Source organism: bacterium (assembly GCA_021372775.1).
GTDB lineage: Bacteria > Acidobacteriota > Polarisedimenticolia > J045 > J045 > JAJFTU01.
In genome coordinates, this window is record JAJFTU010000403.1 from 1 (window position 1) to 4,190 (window position 4,190).

Annotated in this window: 3 protein-coding genes; all 3 read left to right on the plus strand. The window is 75.9% G+C overall.

Annotation, left to right across the window (positions count from 1 at the left end; all coding sequences use genetic code 11):
- Positions 1-504 (plus strand): potassium-transporting ATPase subunit KdpC (kdpC, locus tag LLG88_13770; protein ID MCE5247975.1); only part of this gene is annotated, 504 nt, incomplete at its 5' end.
- Positions 505-556: 52 nt separating this feature from the next.
- Entirely contained in the window at positions 557-3,241 is a 2,685-nt protein-coding gene (locus LLG88_13775; protein ID MCE5247976.1) for a sensor histidine kinase KdpD, read from the plus strand.
- Positions 3,242-3,246: 5 nt separating this feature from the next.
- Positions 3,247-3,942: a response regulator gene (locus LLG88_13780; GenBank protein ID MCE5247977.1), complete on the plus strand. Its 696-nt coding sequence runs from the start codon at positions 3,247-3,249 to the stop codon at positions 3,940-3,942.
- The last annotated feature ends 248 nt before the right edge of the window (positions 3,943-4,190 follow it).

Below are 4,190 nucleotides of genomic sequence, written 5' to 3' on the forward strand. Positions count from 1 at the left end.
GCCGTCACCGCCGCGGCGGCGCTCTTCCCGGCGCGGGCGGGCGGCGGCCTGATCGTCGAGAACGGCGTCGTCCGCGGCTCGCGGCTGATCGGGCAGCCGTTCTCCGACCCGAAGTACTTCTGGGGACGCCCCTCGGCGACCGCGCCGTTCGCCGGCAACGCCGCCGCCTCGAACGCCTCGAACCTCGGCCCCTCGAACCCGGCGCTCGCCGAGCAGGTCAAGCGGCGGGTCGCCGCGCTCCGCGAGGCCGATCCGGGGAACGACGCCCCCGTGCCGATCGACTTGGTCACGGCTTCGGCCAGCGGCCTCGACCCCGACGTCAGCCCCGCCGCCGCCGACTATCAGGCGGCGCGCGTCGCCCGCGTCCGCGGCCTCGACCCGGCAGTCGTGCGGGCGCTCGTCGCGCGGCACGTCGAGGGACGCGCGCTCGGCTTCCTCGGCGAGCCGCGGGTGAACGTGCTCGAACTGAACCTGGACTTGGACCGTCCGGCCCGCGCGCGCTGAGCGCGGCGCGCTATGCTGGCCGCGGCGCTTCGGCGACCGCGCGAGGTGCGGCATGCAGCGGCGCGACGACGAATCATCCCGCCCCGATCCGGAGACCCTGCTGGCGCACGCCGCCGCGGAGTCGCCCGCCGAGGGGCGCGGCCGGCTGAAGATCTTCCTCGGGATGAGCGCCGGGGTCGGCAAGACGTACACGATGCTGACCGTCGCCGGCGAGCGGCGCGCGCAGGGGCTGCCGGTCCTCGTCGGCTGGGCGGAGACGCACGGCCGCACGGAGACGGCGGCGCTGCTGGAGGGGCTGGACCGTCTGCCGCCGCGACTCGTCGAGCACCGCGGGACGACGCTGCAAGAGTTCGACCTCGAAGCGGCGCTGGCGCTGCGCCCGCCGCTGATCCTCGTCGACGAACTGGCGCACACCAACGCCCCGGGCTCGCGCCACGCCAAGCGCTGGCAGGACGTCCTCGAGCTGCTGCAGGCCGGCTGCGACGTCTGGACGACGCTCAACGTGCAGCACGTCGAGTCGCTCTCCGACGTCGTCTCGCAGGTCACCGGCGCGCCGGTGCGCGAGCGGGTTCCCGACTCGGTGATCGACCGCGCCGACGAGATCGAGCTGATCGACCTGCCGCCCGACGAGCTGCTCGAGCGGCTGCGCGAGGGGAAGGTCTACGTCGAGGAGGCGGCCCGCGAGGCGCTCGACCGCTTCTTCCGCAAGGGGAACCTGATCGCCCTGCGCGAGCTCGCGCTGCGCGCCACCGCCGAGCGCGTGGACGCGCAGATGCAGGCGTTCCGCGAGGTCGAGGGGCGCGACCGCACCTGGCCGGTGGCGGAGCGGATCCTCATCGCGATCAGCGCGAGCCCTTCGGCGTCGCGCCTGGTGCGGGCCGGCCGGCGCATGGCGCGGCGGCTGCGGGCCGACTGGATCGTCGCCTGGGTGGACACGCCGCGGCAGGGGACGCTGCCGGCGCGCGACCGCGAGTACGCGGCCGAGGCGCTGCGGCTCGCCGAGACGCTCGGCGCGGAGACGACGACGCTCGACGGGGTGGACGCCGCGGCGGAGATCGTCGCCTACGCCCGCCGCCGCAACGTCACGCGGATCCTCGTCGGCAAGCCGGGGCGCTTCTGGTGGCGCGATCGGCTGCTCGGCTCGTTCGTGGACCGGATCGTGCGGACGAGCGGCGAGATCGACGTCACCGTCGTCCGCGGCCTCGAGGCGCCGGGCGCGCCGCCGCCGGCGCCGCCGACGCCTCGGCGCCGCCTCGCCGTCGGGCTCGTCGGCGCGGCGGTCGTCACCGCGCTGGCGACGCTCGTCGCGCAGGCGATGGCGCCGCACTTCGAGCTGTCCAACCTGGCGATGGTCTACCTGCTCGGCGTCGTCGCCGTGGCCGGCCGCTGGGGAAGCCTGCCCGCCGCTCTCGCCTCGCTGCTCTCCGTCGTCGCCTTCGACTACTTCTTCGTGCCGCCGCGCCTCACGCTCGCCGTCTCCGACGGGCAGTACGTCGTGACGTTCGGCGTGATGACGGCGGTCGGCCTGATCACCGCGGCGCTGACGGCGCGGATCCGCGAGCAGGCGCGCGCGGCGCGCCGGCGCGAGGACGAGACGGTCGCCCTCTACGGGCTGAGCCGCGAGCTGGCGCAGTCGCGCACGACCGAGGAGCTGGCCGCGGCGGCGGCGCGGAAGGTCGGCGGGCTGCTGCAGCTGCCGACGGCGGTCTTCCTGCCCGACGAGCTGGGGCGCGTGCGCGCCGCGGCGGGGGCGGACGAGGCGTTCGCGCGCGACGAGTCGGAGCGCGCGGTCGCCCACTGGAGCTTCCGCAGCGGGCTGCGCGCGGGGTGGGGGACCGACACGCTCCCCGGCGCGGCCGCGTCGTACTTCCCGCTCGCCGCGGCGCGCGGCGCGGTCGGCGTTCTCGGCATCGCCGCGCCGGCCGACCGGGCGAAGCTGCCGCCGCAGCAGGTCCATCTCGTCGAGGCGTTCGCCAGCCAGCTCGCGCTCGCCCTGGAACGGGAGCGCCTCGCGGAGCAGGCGGAGGAGGCGCGGCTGCGCGCCGAGGCGGACCGGCTGCAGAACGCGCTGCTGAGCTCGGTGTCGCACGACCTGCGCACGCCGCTGGCGGTGATCACCGGCTCGGCGAGCACGCTGCTGGAGACGGGGCACGCGCTCGACGCCGCGTCGCGGCGCGAGTTGGTGGAGACGATCTACGAGGAGTCGGAGCGGCTGGGGCGGGTCGTCGGCGACCTGCTCGACATGACGCGCCTCGCCTCGGGGCGGGCGCAGCTGCGCCGCGAGTGGCACGCGGTGGACGAGCTCGTCGCCGCGGCGGTCGAGCGGCTCGGCCGACGGCTCGAGGGGCGCAAGGTTTCGATCGCGCTCCCGGACGGGTTGCCGGGGGTGGAGGTGGACGGCGCGCTGGTCGAGCAGACGCTCGTCAACCTGCTCGAGAACGCCGCGCGCCACACGCCGCAGGGGACGCCGATCGACATCGCGGCGAAGGACGGTCCCGAGGGCGTGGAAGTGTCGATCGCCGACCGCGGCCCGGGCGTGCCGGCGGACGAGCGGCCGCTCGTCTTCGAGAAGTTCTGGCGCGGGCGCGCGGCGCGCGGCACGCGCGGCGCGGGGCTCGGGCTCGCGATCTGCCGCGGCGTCGTCGAGGCCCACGGCGGGCGGATCGAGGTGGACGAGCGGCCCGGCGGCGGCGCGGTCTTCCGCTTCACGATCCCCGCCGCGCCTGGTCTACGATAGGCGGCATGGCCGAACGCCCGCTCGTCTTGCTGATCGAGGACGACCCGCAGATCCGGCGCTTCCTGCGCGCGGCGCTGGGGGCGCAGGGGTACGAGCTGCTCGAGGCGGCGACCGGCGCCGAGGGGCTCGCGCTGGCCGGCGCGCGGCCGCCGGCGGTCGTGTTGCTCGACCTCGGGCTGCCGGACGGCGACGGGGTGGACGTCGCGCGGAAGCTGCGCGAATGGAGCGACGTGCCGATCGTCGTCCTCTCGGCGCGCGGCCGGGACGCCGACAAGGTCGCGGCGCTCGACGCCGGCGCGGACGACTACGTGACCAAGCCGTTCTCGCTGCCCGAGCTGGCGGCGCGGCTGCGCGTCGCGCAGCGGCACGCGGCGCAGGCGGCGGCGCCGCGCGACGAGCCGGCGTTCGAGTTCGGGGATCTGCGGGTGGACGTCGCGAAGCGGCAGGTCTTCGTCGGCGCGAGCGAGATCCACCTCACGCCGACGGAGTTCAAGTTGCTCGCGCTGTTGGCGCGGCACGCGGGCCGCGTCGTGACGCATCGCCAGCTTTTGCGCGAGGTCTGGGGGCGGGCCCACGAGGAGGACACGCACTATCTGCGCGTCCAGATGCACGGCCTGCGGCGCAAGCTGGAGCCGGATTCCGCGCGTCCGCGGCATCTCCTCACCGAGCCCGGCGTCGGGTATCGGTTGCGGGCGGACTGACTCCCAGTCACGGGGCGCCCGGGTCTCGGGCGCAAATGCCCGCGCGTGCTCGGGCGTCGGTGTCTCGGGCGCGAATGCCCGCGCGTGATCGGGCGTCGGTGTCTCGGGCGCGAATGCCCGCGCGTGATCGGGCGTCGGTGTCTCGAGCGCGAATGCCCGCGCGTGATCGGGCGTCGGTGTCTCGAGCGCGAATGCCCGCGCGTGATCGTGGGACGGCTCGTCGGGCGGAGGGGGCGGGCTCGGACCCG

Excerpts from the sequence above, each read along its gene's own strand:
- LLG88_13775 (MCE5247976.1), top strand. The coding sequence starts at position 557 with ATGCAGCGGCGCGACGACGAATCATCCCGCCCCGATCCGGAGACCCTG.
- LLG88_13780 (MCE5247977.1), top strand. The coding sequence starts at position 3,247 with ATGGCCGAACGCCCGCTCGTCTTGCTGATCGAGGACGACCCGCAGATC.